20 protein-coding genes and 1 pseudogene are annotated in these 14,451 nt (G+C 62.2%); 1 reads left to right on the top strand and 20 read right to left on the bottom strand.

Annotation, left to right across the window (positions count from 1 at the left end; all coding sequences use genetic code 11):
• Positions 1–34 precede the first annotated feature (34 nt).
• The 20 genes and pseudogenes from FE781_RS08565 to FE781_RS08650 form a co-directional block, all read right to left on the bottom strand.
• Positions 35–1,225, bottom strand: a complete 1,191-nt coding sequence (locus FE781_RS08565) for a M24 family metallopeptidase (RefSeq protein WP_138789205.1) — start codon at positions 1,223–1,225, stop codon at positions 35–37.
• Positions 1,226–1,320: 95 nt separating this feature from the next.
• Positions 1,321–1,809, bottom strand: coding sequence for a hypothetical protein (locus FE781_RS08570; RefSeq protein WP_138789206.1), 489 nt, complete (start codon positions 1,807–1,809; stop codon positions 1,321–1,323).
• Between the two features lie 13 nt (positions 1,810–1,822).
• Positions 1,823–2,245, bottom strand: coding sequence for a hypothetical protein (locus FE781_RS08575; protein ID WP_138789207.1), 423 nt, complete (start codon positions 2,243–2,245; stop codon positions 1,823–1,825).
• Positions 2,242–2,388, bottom strand: a complete 147-nt coding sequence (locus FE781_RS17435; protein WP_170209472.1) for a hypothetical protein — start codon at positions 2,386–2,388, stop codon at positions 2,242–2,244. Before FE781_RS17435 ends, FE781_RS08575 begins: the two co-directional genes overlap by 4 nt.
• 15 nt (positions 2,389–2,403) lie before the next feature.
• The gene (locus FE781_RS17440) at positions 2,404–2,550 is read right to left on the bottom strand and encodes a hypothetical protein (RefSeq protein WP_170209473.1); all 147 of its coding nucleotides are present in this window, start codon (positions 2,548–2,550) and stop codon (positions 2,404–2,406) included.
• A 28-nt stretch (positions 2,551–2,578) separates the two neighbouring features.
• Positions 2,579–3,463: a hypothetical protein gene (locus FE781_RS08580; protein ID WP_138789208.1), complete on the bottom strand. Its 885-nt coding sequence runs from the start codon at positions 3,461–3,463 to the stop codon at positions 2,579–2,581.
• A gap of 13 nt (positions 3,464–3,476) precedes the next feature.
• Positions 3,477–4,418, bottom strand: a complete 942-nt coding sequence (locus FE781_RS08585; protein WP_170209474.1) for a type II secretion system F family protein — start codon at positions 4,416–4,418, stop codon at positions 3,477–3,479.
• A complete protein-coding gene (locus tag FE781_RS08590; RefSeq protein ID WP_138789210.1) occupies positions 4,415–5,821 on the bottom strand; it encodes an ATPase, T2SS/T4P/T4SS family in 1,407 nt (468 codons plus the stop codon). The genes FE781_RS08585 and FE781_RS08590 overlap by 4 nt, the downstream gene beginning before the upstream one ends.
• Positions 5,802–6,668: a CpaE/TadZ family protein gene (locus FE781_RS08595; RefSeq protein ID WP_138789211.1), complete on the bottom strand. Its 867-nt coding sequence runs from the start codon at positions 6,666–6,668 to the stop codon at positions 5,802–5,804. Before FE781_RS08595 ends, FE781_RS08590 begins: the two co-directional genes overlap by 20 nt.
• A complete protein-coding gene (locus FE781_RS08600) occupies positions 6,665–7,381 on the bottom strand; it encodes a CpaB family protein (RefSeq protein WP_138789212.1) in 717 nt (238 codons plus the stop codon). The genes FE781_RS08595 and FE781_RS08600 overlap by 4 nt, the downstream gene beginning before the upstream one ends.
• 244 nt (positions 7,382–7,625) lie before the next feature.
• On the bottom strand, positions 7,626–7,853 hold the full coding sequence (locus tag FE781_RS08605) for a hypothetical protein (RefSeq protein WP_138789213.1): 228 nt from the start codon (positions 7,851–7,853) through the stop codon (positions 7,626–7,628).
• Between the two features lie 98 nt (positions 7,854–7,951).
• Complete coding sequence (locus tag FE781_RS08610) at positions 7,952–8,590, bottom strand: MBL fold metallo-hydrolase (RefSeq protein WP_138789214.1); 639 nt, start codon at positions 8,588–8,590, stop codon at positions 7,952–7,954.
• Between the two features lie 4 nt (positions 8,591–8,594).
• A complete protein-coding gene (locus tag FE781_RS08615; protein ID WP_138789215.1) occupies positions 8,595–9,161 on the bottom strand; it encodes a thioredoxin family protein in 567 nt (188 codons plus the stop codon).
• Between the two features lie 140 nt (positions 9,162–9,301).
• Positions 9,302–9,850: a nuclease-related domain-containing protein gene (locus FE781_RS17770; protein WP_281281885.1), complete on the bottom strand. Its 549-nt coding sequence runs from the start codon at positions 9,848–9,850 to the stop codon at positions 9,302–9,304.
• A pseudogene (uptA, locus tag FE781_RS17775) lies at positions 9,833–10,423 on the bottom strand (undecaprenyl phosphate transporter UptA); the annotation flags it as partial. The gene FE781_RS17770 and the pseudogene uptA, both read right to left, overlap by 18 nt.
• A gap of 173 nt (positions 10,424–10,596) precedes the next feature.
• On the bottom strand, positions 10,597–11,562 hold the full coding sequence (locus FE781_RS08625) for an aldolase catalytic domain-containing protein (RefSeq protein WP_138789217.1): 966 nt from the start codon (positions 11,560–11,562) through the stop codon (positions 10,597–10,599).
• 619 nt (positions 11,563–12,181) lie between these two features.
• Entirely contained in the window at positions 12,182–12,580 is a 399-nt protein-coding gene (locus FE781_RS17785) for a Rossmann-fold NAD(P)-binding domain-containing protein (protein WP_246068111.1), read from the bottom strand.
• On the bottom strand, positions 12,577–12,891 hold the full coding sequence (locus FE781_RS17790) for a Rossmann-fold NAD(P)-binding domain-containing protein (RefSeq protein ID WP_246068112.1): 315 nt from the start codon (positions 12,889–12,891) through the stop codon (positions 12,577–12,579). Before FE781_RS17790 ends, FE781_RS17785 begins: the two co-directional genes overlap by 4 nt.
• Positions 12,892–12,911: 20 nt before the next feature.
• Positions 12,912–13,358, bottom strand: coding sequence for a thiol-disulfide oxidoreductase DCC family protein (locus FE781_RS08645; RefSeq protein ID WP_138789219.1), 447 nt, complete (start codon positions 13,356–13,358; stop codon positions 12,912–12,914).
• Positions 13,359–13,377: 19 nt separating this feature from the next.
• Entirely contained in the window at positions 13,378–13,851 is a 474-nt protein-coding gene (locus FE781_RS08650; protein ID WP_138789220.1) for a hypothetical protein, read from the bottom strand.
• A gap of 145 nt (positions 13,852–13,996) precedes the next feature.
• Between FE781_RS08650 and FE781_RS17445 the strand changes: the two genes are divergently transcribed.
• Entirely contained in the window at positions 13,997–14,401 is a 405-nt protein-coding gene (locus FE781_RS17445) for a WGxxGxxG family protein (protein WP_246068113.1), read from the top strand.
• The last annotated feature ends 50 nt before the right edge of the window (positions 14,402–14,451 follow it).

Below are 14,451 nucleotides of genomic sequence, written 5' to 3' on the forward strand. Positions count from 1 at the left end.
GAACCAACAAAAATCCGAATTGGGAACAAGTCCCTCAATCTCCGATCCGGATCAGTTCTCTGCGCGATACGGTCAGCCGCTCAAATCCGTCCGGCGTGATCAGATAAGTATCCTCCACGCCCACAACCCCGCGGCCGGGGAACGTAAACTTCGGTTCGACCGCGATCACCATGCCCGCCTGCAGCGGGATGTCGAAGCCCATCGCCAGCACGGGCCATTCGTCGATTTCCAGGCCGATCCCGTGGCCGAGGAATTTCACCTGGTCCGGGCCGTATCCCATAAAATGCTCGCGCAGGCCGGCACCCTTGGCCAACTGCAGGGACAGCTTGTACAGATCCTCGCAGACCGTACCTGGCACGAGCCGCTCCTCGACTTCCCGGAGGATGCGTTCGGACACGTCGTAGGCATACCGGAGATCGTCCGGAAGGTCGCCGATGACCGCCGTCCGGGTCTGGTCGATCACATAACCGTCTATGCAGCAGCCGAGGTCGAGCAGAATCGGTTCCCCGCGGCCGATGGGGCGCCGCGAAGCGCTCTGCGGACAAGCCGGCCCGAGGCCTTGCCCGCCCGCGGGACCGTCGAAGTACGTGGGACGGGCCGCCGCTTCTCCGGCTCCGACCATGCCCGTCACGATCTCCTGGTTGTACGCCCGCATCCGCATCAGTCCCATATGGCCATGCAGACGGATCGAATGCTCGATATACGCCATCAGCTCCAGTTCCGTCATGCCCTCTTGGAGCCGGGCAATCGCCTTCTCCAGAGTAACGTCGACGATACGCGCCGCTTCCCGCATGGGGGCGAGCTCCTCCGCCGACTTGATCATGCGCAGCTCTCTCATCAGGCGGCTGCCGTCCAGCCATTCCGCGCCGGGAAGAGCCGCTTCCAGCCGGCGGAATTGTTGAACGGGCAGCACATCGAACTCCGTCGCCAAGCGGACCTTCCGTCCGCCCTCGAACCATCCGGGGAAAGCCGACGCCAGCGCTCCGCCGAGTTCACGGTAAGAAGGCATCGGCTCCACGCGTACCTCGGATTCGGCGCATGCGCGGGCGAGGCTTCGGCGTACGTACAGAACCGGCTCCCCTTCCGCGGGAAATACGCCCAGTCCCGTCTGCATCGTCCCCGTCAAATAATACAAATCCACGTTTTGCGTCACGATATACCCGTCGATTCCCGCATCCCGCATCGCCTGCCGGAAACGGGCCTGCCGGTTTTTGTACGGATTCATCAAGCACCGCCCCTCCGCCGCACGATCGGCTCACTCGTTTTATCCGATATCCACTATACCGCATGCGGCTTCGGGAATACAGTCCCCGGGCCGGTTCAATAAGCCGGCGTCAGCTCATGCGCGCTTCCGACCGTCCAGACGATCGGCGAAAGCAGCGGATAAACGGCGGGGTATTGCAGCCGGATGATGAGGATGACGCCGGGCCGCCGCAGCGTCACCTCGTAATCGTAATCGGGATCTTCATAATGATACGGGAATGCCGCCGTCTCGGGAACGACGATCCATCTGACGATCTCCGGGCTTGAACGCCAAAAGGTTCCCCCGAGAGGCGTCAAGGACTCGTCCAGCCGCATGTTCGCCCTCAGGTAGCCCAGCGCCGTATCGAAGGCGGCCGCCGGATCGATCGCCAAAATCCCTCTCGCCAGCTTTCGATCGTCAATCTGCTGCGCCGCTGCATGGGCCGACCGGTTCACCGCGTGTTTCGCCTCGAACAGCGCGTGTATCGCCAGCTCTTGATCGGTCTGAAGAGCCTGCAGCAGCATCACGAATCCGGCGATCAGCATGTACGCCAACAGCTTCGGCATCAGTCCCGCTCCTCTACGGCACGTATTCGCTCATTTTCATGCCCGACGCGCCGATCCGGATCGTTGAGCCTTGGGCGGCGCCCACCAGGCGGTCGAGAACCAGCAGGTTGTCGGACTCGAAGCGGATCGTCAGCCGGATGCCGACGCCTCTCGGCACGGGCTCCTCCGGGTTCGTCGCCGGACGGCCGTCCTCGGCCGACACGTCGTACGAGAGCGCCTCGGCAGCCAAACCTCTGTCCTCCAGCCGGGCGCGGGACTCGGCGATCATCTGCTCGTCGATATATCCTCTGGCTCCGCTCGCTCCCGTCTCCAGCAGATAGTCAACCTCCTTCTGCAGCAGCGCCTGGCGCATAATCAGGACGTGGCGATACACGGGCGCGAACATCAGCCAGCACAGCACGCCCGCGAGCAACACAAACGCCAGCACCTGCTTCATGGGTTGATCGACTCGATCGAGCCCCGGGAGCGCTCCGCGTTCAGCCGGATCGACTGCTTCATACCGCCTTCGCCGCCGACCGTCGCCATATAGATCAGGACGACCGTCAAAAGCAGCATGACCGTCATCAGGATCGAACGCATCGTTCTGCTCCTCCCTTACGGCGTCAGATCGCGGATCTGGGTATTGGCGGAGTTTCCTTTCGCCTCGATCTGCGAGCGGGTTCCGTCCGAGTCCGCGATAATGTTCATGAACATCAGAGCAACAACAATCAGCAGCATAACCGTCACCAATATATTGCGCATATGCGCCAAGCCTCCCTGCAATTTTGGTTTATTGTAGCGATTCAAACAAAAGCTGGCCTTCGCGGATCCACGGATGCAAAAAGACGCGGAACGTGTAAAAGATCGGAAGCCCGGCAATGACAAACAAGATGTAGGACACCGACTCCTTGCGGCTCTCCCGATGCAGCTCGATCTTCTCCTTGTAATCCTGAAGCCGGAGCCTCAACAGCCCGTAGTAGGCCGGATCGTCGTTCAGCCGCATCGCCTGCAGCGTCTCGGCGAAGCTGTGCCCTTCCTCCGTGCCGAGGCGGTCGCGGAACCGGTCGAGCGCGGCTTCGGGATCGGCGTACCAGTCGGCGAGAAGCCGCTGCAAAGGATCGCGAAGCTTGCCCGCGAACGGCAGGCATCTGGACAGCTTGACGTACAGATTCATGCCGGAGCCTTCGTAATAAAGCAACTGGCGCGTCAGTGCGTAGATGTCGCGGACGATGCGGTGTGTGCGGTAGTCGCGCAGCGCTCCCAGCCACAAGTTGTCCGCCGACAGCAGCACGGCAGCGGCCAGGCCAGACGCCGCGAGCATAGCGGCACCGGCTCCCGAGAGCGGTAACCAGCCCCCGAACGCCGCTGAGACGGCCAGAGCGGATATCAGCAGGAATAACCGGCGCCAAGCCTCGTATTGCCGCGCCTCCACATTGAAGCCGCTGCCGGCCAGAAGCCGGGCTTTGGACGCCAGCGACGGCGAATCCGCCCGTAATCCCGCCAAACGGAGGACCGGCTCCGGCCAAAAGCCGGCCGGCCTGCGGCTCCAGCGCGTCCACCGGTTCGGCCGGGCGGGCAGGGTGCTCAGCAGCCCGTAGGCGGCAACGGCGAGCAGTCCGAACAAAATCAGATTCGACGCGGCCAGCAGCGCGGTTACGGTCCATGGGACAGTCAATTCGCTCCCCTCCTCACATCCGGCGCCGGGACAGCGCCACGCCCATTCCGAACGAAGCGAAGACAAGCAGGACGCTGTTCAAGATCAGATCGCGGCCTTCCGGATCGGCCACGTAGAACCGGTAGGACGCTTCCGGGTTCAGCTTGAAGTTCAGGCCGACGAACAAAGCCAGAAACAAGCCGGGCGTATAGTTCGCGATCCGGATCTCCAGCAGCCGGTTGCGTTCGGCCTGATCGGCTTTTTGCGCGCGGCGCATATCCGCGATGAGATCGCGCAATGCATCCGATACGGAAATGCCCTCTTCGAAGCCGACCCGCAAAATTCCCGCGAAATGTGTTCCCCATTGATGCCCGACCGCAAGCTCGAAAATTCGCAGGCTGTCCTCGACCGTACGTCCGGCCGTCATATTGAGGACAAGCTGCTCGAATACCGGCTGGAGCTTTTCCGGAAGGCGTCCGGAGGAGACCGCCTCGGAAAGCGCGCTGCGAAGATTCGGCTGTATGGCGAGCATACACGTCTGGTAGATCCACTCCACGGCGGGAAGAAAGTCGAGCCGCGCCTGCAACTGCTTCCCGGTGAGCCTCAGCCTCAGCGCCAGATAAGGCAGCAGCAGCCCGACAACCGGCAGGAACGCCGTCGCTTTGGGAGTGCGGAAAACGAGCGCGCCCGCGGCAAAGCCGAGCAGCGCGAGGCCGACGGCTGTCCCCGCAAACCCCCGGACGCCCAGAGGCATACGCGCCGCCTCCAGCGTATCCCGAAGATAACGCACCGAAGGAAGGCTCAGCGCCCGCTCCTCAAACCGGGCGATCCGGCTGCGGCGGCGGGGATATTCCAACCGCTGCCTCGCGGCCGCCCGTGTCGCAGCCCAGCCGAGCAGCATCCGGATCATCGCGTAGAGCAGCATAAACAGCACCAGCATCAGCGCCCAGACAGCCAGCGACGCAAGGGTGGTCACGCCTCCGCCACCCCCAGCGCCGCAAGCGCGGCGAAGCCTTCCGGATCGCGGCTCTCGATGCGTCTGGCGGCCCATCCCCGGACTTTGCCGGTGATGCGCCAGCAGCTTTCTCTCCGGTCCCAGACGATCCACTCGTGAAAGGACAACCGGCCGGATTCGTCGACATCGTACTGGCCCATGCGGACCAGCCTCCGTTTCCCGTCCGCCACGCCCATCTCCAGCCCGACCTGCGTGACGTACCGGGCGATGCGCTGCGCCAGCCGGACGGCGTTCATCGGCCTGCCGTCCTGCATGCACATCTCCGCGACCGCCTCCGGAACGTCCTCCAGACAGCTCACGTGTACGGTCGTCATGCTGCCTTCGTGGCCCCGGGTGCAAGCCCGCACATAGAGATTGGCGTCGTCGTCGCGAATTTCGGCGTGGCAGATCCGGTCCGGAGACTGCCGGAGCGCCAGCTTGAACGCCTGCTTCCCGTTGTGCAGCTCGTCGCTTTCGTCGGTCTCGTATTCGATGATGTTTTTGTTCGGCCAATCCCGCTTCAGGTTCATCTCCCGGCGCGCCTCGATCGTGATCAGCCGCTCCGTGTCCGGCAGCTCGCCGATCAACGCCTTCATGAGGCTCGTCTTGCCCGAGTTGGTCGCGCCGGTGATCACCAGGTTGACGCGCGCGCGGAGCAGCGAACGGAGCAGGCCGACGTGCGCGGGGGCAAGCGTCCCGAAGGCGTCCGAAGCGAGCTCTTCAAGCCCCAGCCTAACGCCCGTATAAAAGCGGATCGTCAGCGTCGGCTCCGACGTAAAGCCGAAGCCCGTCATCGTCACGCGGGCTCCGTCCTGCAGCATCACTTCGGCCCAGCGCTTGCGCAGGTTGATTTTGTCTCGGTTGAACAGCACGAGGTTCTGCTGAATCCGCTCGACATCGCGCAGGCTGCGGAACCGGACGGCGGACAGCACCGGGATGCCGCCTCGCACCTCGTAGACGCGCTTGCCGACCACCTGAATCTCCTCCAGCCCTTCCTTGCGGCCGAGCACCGATTCCAGCACGTTCAGGCCGATCACCTCGGCGAAAATCGCTTCCGCCAGCGTCGCATATCCGCCCGCCGCCGCGGACGGCGTATCGGGGATGCGCCGTTTGGCCAGTTGGTCCCGGATCGCCGTCAGGAACCGGCTTCTCTCCTCCTCGTACCCGAGCACCGCCCGATTCAGCGCTTCGCCGTAAGCCTCCCGTTCGGCATCGCTTTTTCCCCGTTCGTTCACGAGGAAAGTCCGAATCTCTTCGACGAGCTGGAGAAAACCGGCCTCCGCGCCGTCCCGCTCCTGCGCGCCGGCCGGAACGGGCAGTTCCGCCCGCTTGCGGCTCCCCATATAAGACAGGACGGAAAAACCGTTAGCTTCCGTCTGCGCCATTGCGTATCCTCCTTCCCCAACGCAAGCCCGAAAGCAGCCGGCTTCGGCGCGGGCTTGCCGATGCTTGTCCGCCGATCGCCTCCGCGACGGCGCCCGCCGGCTCCCGCCAGCTCTTGCGCGCGACGAGATCCAGCAGCCGTCCCGCGTTCAGCAGACGCCCCGCGTCGGCCGTATACGGGAACTCGCCGGCCAGCTCCATCCCGAGCTCGGCCGCCGCGTCCGCCGCGGACAAACCGCCGTCGTCGGGCGAGTGCGGCCGGTTCACGACCAGCCGGAACAAGCCGCGAGGCAGCGGCAGGAGCGGAGCGATGGCGCCCATCCATCGGCTTCCGTCCTCCTGGAAATGCCCCAGTTCCGGCGTCGTCACAAGCAGCCGGCTGTCCGCCTCCTCCATCGCGACCAGCGTCGCGGCGTTGTCCCAGTACGCGTTCACCTCCACGATGCTGAAGCGGAACGCCTGCCGGACAAGTCCCAGCAACCTGCGGATTTCGTCCGCGGTGAAGTAATCCCCCTGCTCGCGCAATTGATTGCCGAACAGCACATGCAGCGCGGGGGGCCACCCGCTGCCATCCGTCCGCCAGGACAGCGCCCGGAGGCGCTCCGGATCAAGCGCGCCCGACCGGAGCTCGGCCCGCCAACCGTCCAGCGTCATGGGCGGATGGTCGATGCCGAGATAACGATGCAGCTTGGAGCTGCGCATGTTCAGACAGACGTATCCCACCGATTCCCCGGCCGCTTGCGCCGCCCGGAAAGCCGCGGCGAACGAGATCAGCGTCACCCCGATATTGGGCGTCGTTCCGCAGATGGCCGCGAGCGCGGCATGACCGTCCTTGCGACTTCCTGTCACCGTTTCATCCCCTCCTCCTGAATCTCCGGCAACCCCGCGTAGGCGACAACCAGCTTCGTCTTGCTCCCGCCGCAGATCCGGTCGATCTCCAGCCATTCCTCCGGCGTGAGATTCAGATTGATCTCCTGAATCGGTCCGTTCGCCTCCCGCCGGGACGCGTACAGCTTCTCACGGTCGTCCTGAAGCCGGGAATAGAGGCTCGGCTGCTTCGGATTGTCCACCTCGACATTGCCGGCGGACTTGACCGAAGCGACGACGACGTCCCGGCTCAACACGGGGCCGTCCGGAGCATTCGCGCCGGAGGCGTACAACCGGACCCGGTCGCCGGCCCGAATGCCGTTGGATATGCTGAGCACGTATTCCTTGGGCAGTTGAAAGGTCAATTCGCCTTCGCGCGGCAGCAGTCCGAAGCGATCCACCTTCCACAAGCGGACGGCCTCGCCTTGTCCAAGCGGAACGACGGTTTCCTGTCCGGCGACCTGCCCGATCGAGGTCGCCATATCCGGCTGCAGCTCGCCCCGGAGCATCGGCCTGAGCCGCAGCATATCGGGCTCCAGCCTGACGCCCGCGTCGACAAAATCATTGGGCACCACCACCATGACCGTCTCCGTCCATCTCACTTGCCGGAGCTGCAGCAGATAGATTCCGTACACGAGCAGCCCCGCCAGCGCCCCCGATACGAGTCCCAGGAGCAGATTCCTTCTGCGGTTCATCCGTTCCCCCTCTCCGTCAGCGAAACAAAAAAGACGCAAACCGGCGGATATGACTCCGCAAGTTTGCGTCCTTCGCAAACGATCATTTTTGGCGTTATAGGTATATATTAGCAGAGGAAAGAGCTATTGTCTACTGCCCCGTCCCGGTATATGTACCGCTCCCGAGGGCCGTTGTCCCCATGCGCAGCAACGGGCGGCCCTGCCCGCCCCTTGGGGTTCAAGGGGCGGGCGGCTCAGACAGGACTTAGTGGAATCTGCCCCTGAGCACGATGATCAGCAGGATGAAAAGTACGAGAATCGGTCCCGGGCAAGTATACCAAGGCTTTACGCAAGGTCCGACCGGAAAAGGCTGGTTGGGGCCGTAAGGAGCGACCGAACCTTTGTCGCAACCTTTTTCGTATCCACTCACGTACATCGGTTCGTTATAGCTTTTGCCGCCATACGGTGAAACCATGTTTGCCAGGTTTTCCATCAGGTTAAGCACCTCCCTTAGAGATTACAATGTAGTCTATGGGAGGGGGGCAAACAGGAACACGGTAAACACCCATATCTCCGAGAATTAGGCGCGATTCACACGTAAGGATTATGCTCTTTCTCGTAACCGATGGTCGTGCCGGGCCCGTGTCCGGGATATACCCGAATATCGTCGTTCAATTCGAACAAAACGCCGTGAATCGAGTTCAGCAGTTCGTTCCAACTGCCTCCGGGAAGATCGGTCCGCCCGACCGAACCGCGGAACAGGACGTCGCCCGCGAACAGATGATGTCCGGTCAGGAGACTGATGCTGCCCGGCGAATGTCCCGGCGTATGGAAAACCTGAAACGTCTCGCCGAGCAAGGTCAGCCGTTCGCCGCCGCGCAAGGTGAAGTCGGGCGCGTCCGTGACGATCTCGCCGCCGAGCTCCGGCCAGCGCAGGGAACCGTTCAGGCTTCCGTCCGACAGCCAGGCCGCCTCCTTCTCGTGCAGGTATACCGGACATCCCGCTCCGCGCTTGCGCAGCAGGTCCACGCCGCCGATATGGTCGAAATGCGCGTGCGTCAGCACGATCGCCTCAAGCTCCAGGCCCGCTTCGTCCAGCCGGCTCACCAGCTTCCCCGGCTTCATGCCCGGATCGATCACGACGGCGCGGGAACTGCCTTCCTTCGTCAGCAAATAGGCGTTCGTCTCCAGCGGACCAAGCGGGAAGCTCTCGATATGCAGCGCGGCCATCGGCTCAAACCCCCGAGAGCAGGTCGCGAAGCTCGGCGATGATCGACGCGTGATAACCCGTACCTTCGCCGTAGCGGGCCATCATCTCTTTGCGCGCTTTCTGCAGCTTCTCCTGATAATCGGCGGCTTCCCGATCCGGATTGGCCTGCTTGAACGCAACCATGACTTCCTGCACATGCTTCGGACGGGGGCCCCATTGTCCGAGCACGTAACCGGACGTATCCGAGAAGATGACGATCGGGATCGCCCGGCCGCCCATCGTCAGGAACTGATCCATCAAGTCCGGATGTTCTTCTATAATAAACACTTCGGTCGGAATGCCGGACACTTCGAGCGCTTTAAAGACGACGGGCACGTTGCGCACGACATCGCCGCACCAATCGGCGGCCAGGATAAGGCAACGGAGGTCGTCGCGGTTGTTCAGCGATTCGAAAAACTCGCGGTCGTCGTCGGACGGCCAGACGAATTGCTCCTGCCACGACCGGAATGCCTCCTGATTTTTCGTCATCCGCTCGATGAATTGCTGCGGACGGATGCCTTTGTTCAATTTGTTCGCCACGTTCTTGGACATGCCGCGAACCTCCTCTTCATTCGTAAGCTGCTTTCTATATTACCACATGCGTCCGGCAAGCGGAAAAGAAAGCGATCCGTCCCGCGCAGCCGTCAGGCCGGACCGCGAATCGCGGCGGCAGGCGGATTTGGCGCGGCGGCTCACGCTCCCGCGCTTTGATCCTCGATCAGCTTCGCCAGCCGGTTCGCCGCGTCCGCATCGAGAGGCTTCTGAGCGCGGTGATCCCGGATCGCCCGGACAAGCCCCTCCGGCTTGACGGTGTAAAACGCCGGACTCGAGCCTTCCACCTTGGCTTCGGGATGCGTCAGGCAGAGAATGCCGACGATGTCCGCTTGTAGGCCGTGTTCCCGGAGCAGCTCTTTAAGCGCGTACTCCTGGCGGTACAGACGGGCCGTCGGGTCCTCCCCACCCGGCCCCGCTTCTTTCTGAACGCCTTGCGCCGAGAAGCGGATCGCGCCGGGCCAATCTTTCGCGTCGATGTGGAAGACGCCGTTCGGCCCGACGACGATGCAATCGATCTCCAGAGCCCCGCTTCCGGTGCGCAGGCGCCGTCCCCGCAGCACGCGGTAATCCCCTTCCATCGATTGCAGGAGAGCCTCGACCGTCCGTTCCGCTTCGGCCGCGTCCGCCCCGGCGCCAACGCCGGATACCGAAGCCTTGCGCTCCTTCTCCTTGCGGCTCCGCCACATCTTGTAGCCGATATAAGCCCCCAGCAGCAGCACCGCTCCTGCCATAAACCACCCGATATATTTGGAACCTTCTTCTTCGATATTTCCCCAATTTTTCCCAAGCGATTGGCCCAGCCAGACGAAAAAGATAGACCACGGAATCACCGCCAGCGTCGTCAGCAGCGTAAATCTCGACAGCGGCATACGGGCGATGCCCGCGGGCACCGAAATCGCGTGCCGGACGACGGGGATGAATCGGGCGGTGAAGATCACGCCCGTTCCGTATTTGTTGAACCAGTTTTCCGCGACATCCAGATGGTGCTTGTTGATCAGTATGTATTTGCCGTATTTTTCGAGGAACGGCCGTCCCCCGTAACGCCCGATCCAGTACACGAACAGTTGGGCGATCACCCCGCCGACGGTGCCGAACAAGACGGCGCCCCAGAAAGACACTTTTCCTTGATAAACCAGATATCCGCCGTAGCCGAGCACAATCTCGCTCGGAATGATTTCGATCATCAGTCCGATCATAATGCCCCAATAGCCCAGCGATTCGATCCACAGCAAAGCGTTCTGCACAAGATCATGCAGCATCTCTCTCACGTTTTCCGCTCCCCCGGCGCGACAAACGCCATTGTAATCGGACATGCGAGACATGCCCGACCTTTATTTTACCACATAGCGAGGTGCCGGGCACGTCGGCGGGAAGGCATGCAAAAAGCCGCCCCGCTCCGAAAAGCGCGACGGCTTGTCATCCCTGGCTTCCGTCAATCTCTCGCTTGCGTCGAACCCGCCACTTCGACCGAAGTCAGCCGATCGTAAAATTCGACGAATTTATCCCGGTCTTCGGACGCCCGCAGCGCCATGGCGACGCGGGGATGCTCGTTCAAAGCCCCGGCGATCATGTACGGAATAATATAGCCCCATTCCCATTTCTTGCGAATGTCCAACATATGGCGTTCGATGACGTCCAACAGCGGACGGACTTCGTAACGCGGGTTGCGCAGATGCGACACAAGCAGCTCCGTATTGCAGTTGCCGGCCGCCCTGCCCATGCCGTAGACGGACGCATCAAGGAACGTCACGCCTTTCTCGACCGCCACAAGCGTATTCGCGAAAGCCAACTGCAAGTTGTTGTGCGTATGCACGCCAAGCAGCTTGTTCGGCAGCAGGCGCTTGAATTTGTCCACCAAGTGGCTGATGTCCGTCGGGGACAGGCTGCCGTAGGAATCGACGATATAGACGACGTCCACCGGGGACTCGCGCACTTCGGCGAACGCCGCCTCCAGCTCGTGCTCCATAACATGCGACAGCGCCATGATGTTCAGCGTCGTCTCGTATCCGCGATCGTGGAATTTTTGCACCAGCTCCAGGGCTTTGTCCAGTTCTTTGATGTAGGTCGCCACGCGGATCATGTCCAGGCTGCTTTCTTCCCGCGGCAAAATGTCCGCCTCGTCGACGCGTCCGATATCGACGAGCGCCGACAGCTTCGTGTATCCTTTAACCGGAATGACTTCCTTCAAAAATTTCTCGTCCAAAAACCGCCAAGGTCCGGCATTGGCCGATTTGAGCAGCTTGGGCGAATTTTTGTACCCGATCTCCATGTAGTCGACGCCGGCGTCGCACAGGCTTTTGTACAAATCCTTCACGAACTCCACGCTGAAATCCCAGTTGTTGACAAGACCCCCGTCCCGAATGGTGCAGTCCAGTATTTTCTGGTTGTGGTGCTGCATGTTCCCGAATCCTCCTGCTTATGCAAGTCCCATGGAATTGACGGCGTTGCCAGTCTCCGACGAAGACCGGCGCAGAACCGTCGGCGTACTAAAATCGACATAAAACGCCGCGATTTTCTTTTTCTTGTATCCTAAAATACTTCGATCATACCATCCGACCGGCCGAAAGGCAAAACCATTTTTCCGCAACCGGGAACGTTGCCTGTCCTCGGCATCGGAGCGCGAACCGCTTGCCCTTCCGCCGCATACGCTGTACGAAAGCCCGTGATCATCGGGCGACCGACAGGAGAGGATCACGCTGAATCCGTACACACAAGAGCAATACCGGAAGCCGCTGCCGAGCGCGCGGGGAATCCGCCGGGCTTGCGCCAAAGAGCTGTACCGGACCGTAAAACGGCTCAAGCTCTGGGTTCCCCAAGACAAACTGGAGTCCGCCGAAACCCTTTACTGCGAGCGGGTTAAGGCGAATCTGCTGTGGATTCACGAAAACGGCAGCAACCGCAAGGCGCTGTGCGACTGGTGGGACCGCGAGGTCGGCCCCGATATCGCCGCGCTCTGGGGCATCGACGCCCAACGGCTGTGCCGCGCGTTCCGGGAGAGCTTCGGCGGCTGACGGCGCTTAACCGCCGGATCTCGCCAGCCGCGCGATCGCGTCCGACTCGAAGACGGTCCAATCGCCTTCGTCCTGCCGTTGCGACCGGGCCGCTAGCCGCATCGCGGTTGCGACATCCGCCGCGGCGATCGGCCGATACTTCGCGAACGGCCCGGTCAGCAGCGGGCTCAGCAGGGGCGCAAGCGCCACGGCGACCCGCTCGCCCGCTCTGAATTCTTCCCGCCGGCCCAGCAGCAGGGACGGACGGAACACATACGTCCGGGGCAGACCGATCCTCCGCAGCTCTCGCTCGACCGTTCCTTTCACCCGATTGTAGAACATTCGGGAGGAGGGATTCGCCCCCATCGCCGACACGATCAGAAATGTTTCCGCGCCGGCCTCGCGGGCGAACCCGGCGAGCGTCAACGGAATTTCTCATCCACCAGCCGGAACGCTTCCTGAGAGCCTGCCTTTCGGATGGTCGTGCCCAGGCAGCAAAAGACGTCGTGCGCCCCGGACAAGCTGTCCGCATACGTGTCCGGACGGCCGAAGTCGACGAGCCGCTGCTCCAGCTTCGGATGCTGAACGTCCATCCTCCGCCTGAGCAGCGCCACCACCCGGCCGTATACGGGGTCGTCCAGCAGGCCTCGAATCAACTCCCGTCCGACGAGCCCGCTTCCTCCGGCGACAACGGCCGTGCGGCCTCCGTCCCTCGCCTCCATGAGATCGTCCGACATCGTTATCCCTACCCTCCAATTTAATCGCCGATGATGCGCTCCCGCAGCTCCGCCGGCGGCAGCGAGCAGGCTTGCGGCCCGCCGAACCAGCGCCGTCTGCGGCGCGCGAACCAATCGTAAGCCCGGTCCCGGACAGGCTTCGGGACCGCCCGCAGCGCGAAGGCCGCCCGCCACGCTCCTCCCAGCAGCCGCGCCGTGCGCAGCGCCGCCTCCGACCTCCAATAAACGCGGCCGTCCCGCAGCAGCAGCGCAAACGAGTCGGGCGCCGAATTCGCTTCGATCCCCGCGCTCCGAAGTAGCCGTGCGGCGGCTTTCGATTGCAGGGAGCAGTACCTTAGCTTGCCCTCCGGATCGCGCTTGTACAAAAACCGCACCGCCGAATGGCAGAAGGAGCATTCCCCGTCAAACAGGACGACCGCTTCGGCCGGGCCGAATGCGCCGGCGCGCCAGGCCGTATCCGTCTCCATCTCTCATCCCCCGCCCCGCTTAATCTTGGCGCCCCCGCCGTTCGATTTCATCGAGCAGCTTCTGCACCGATTCGGGATCGAACCGGCCGTCCCGCTTGAACGAGGACAGACGTTCGGCCAGCCATCGTCCGTATGCCTCGTCTTCGGTTCGGTCGGGATCTTCGCCCGGATCAAACCAGACGTAATAGCCTTCGGGGCCGTTGCGCAAAAACTTCTTGCGCCAATGCTCCGGATACCGGTAAGGCTGCTCGCCGAACATGATGCCGATCACGTCGTCCGAATCAAGCGGCAGCAACTGGTTGTAATGCTCGCGGGAACCGTCCGCAATATTCAGGTGCATGTAATAATACCTGAGGTAATGTTCTCCGGTTTCCTTATCCTTTACGATCTCGTAGCTTTCCGTCTCGCTTTCTTCGATCGTCCGGATCGGGACGATTCTCTCCTGCAGCACATCCTGATGAATTTTGTTCCATCCGTTCAACGATTCGGCCATCGCAGACGTCCTTTCCGCATCTTGCTTCCATTCCTACATCGTATCACAATCCATCTTGATTTGGCACGGTATCAAGCGGGAGTTGCGGGCAATCTAAAAACGCTGATGCTACATTCATCCCTATACGTCAAAAGGAGATGCTCGAATGAAGAAACGTGCAACTGTCACTGCAATTGCGTTGGCATGCGCCCTCGGCAGCGGTTCCGCTTACGCGGCCGGCACGGCGGCCAACAATACGGCGGCAAGCCCGACTCCGGTCGCATCGCCGTCTGCCATGAATCCGGCCGCTTCGCCTGCCACGGACGGGTTACGCGACCGCAACACGTACGGGTACGACATCTTCAACAACGGCGACAGGAATGACAGCGGCCGTCCGTTTGCCCGGGCGGGAGAAGCCGTCAGAGAAGGGGTTCGCGAAACCGGGAATTACACGGCCAATACGGTGAGAGCGGCAACCGACACGACGCGCAACCGGAACTGGGGCTGGCTCGGCCTGCTCGGCTTGATCGGCCTGGCCGGATTGGGCGGACGCAGCCGCAACGAAGCGTAAACGCCAACGTCGCGAAGCGGGGATTCCGGTCCCCGCTTTCGCGCTTTTTG

Source organism: Paenibacillus thermoaerophilus, assembly GCF_005938195.1.
GTDB classification, from domain to species: Bacteria; Bacillota; Bacilli; order Paenibacillales; family Reconciliibacillaceae; genus Paenibacillus_W; species Paenibacillus_W thermoaerophilus.